Origin of the sequence: Streptomyces sp. 4F14, assembly GCF_048159485.1 — a bacterium.
In the GTDB taxonomy this organism is placed as follows: Bacteria; Actinomycetota; Actinomycetes; order Streptomycetales; family Streptomycetaceae; genus Streptomyces.
In genome coordinates this window covers 1-358 of sequence record NZ_JBLRVY010000263.1, presented here as the reverse complement: position 1 = coordinate 358, position 358 = coordinate 1, and the positions used below count along the sequence as shown (strand labels likewise).

The window sequence follows — 358 nt, the reverse complement described above, 5'->3', positions numbered from 1 at the left end:
GACCCCCCGTAGGATTCCGGCTGATCAACAGCAACGTGTCGTCCCCGGCGATCGTCCCCAGAATGTCCTGCAGCTCGGCCTGGTCGATCGCCGACGCCAAGAACTGCGCCGCCCCCGGAGGGGTACGCAGGACCACGAGGTTCGCAGAGGCCTCCGCAGAGATCAGCAGCTCCTGCGACAGCCGCCGCATCCGCTCTTCCTTCGCCGACTCCCCGAGCGGCGCCCGAGGCTGGCGAAAGCCCCCCTCGCTCGGCACCGCGTAGATCAGGTCACCGTCGTTGTTGCGGATCTTCACCGCGTTCAGCTCGTCCAGGTCCCGGCTGAGCGTCGCCTGCGTGACGTTCAGCCCGTCGTCGGC

1 protein-coding gene is annotated in these 358 nt (G+C 68.4%); it reads right to left on the bottom strand.

The annotated features are described in order from the left end of the window. Positions 1 to 358 (bottom strand): arginine repressor (locus tag ACLZOT_RS50625; RefSeq protein ID WP_416976072.1); only part of this gene is annotated, 358 nt, incomplete at both ends.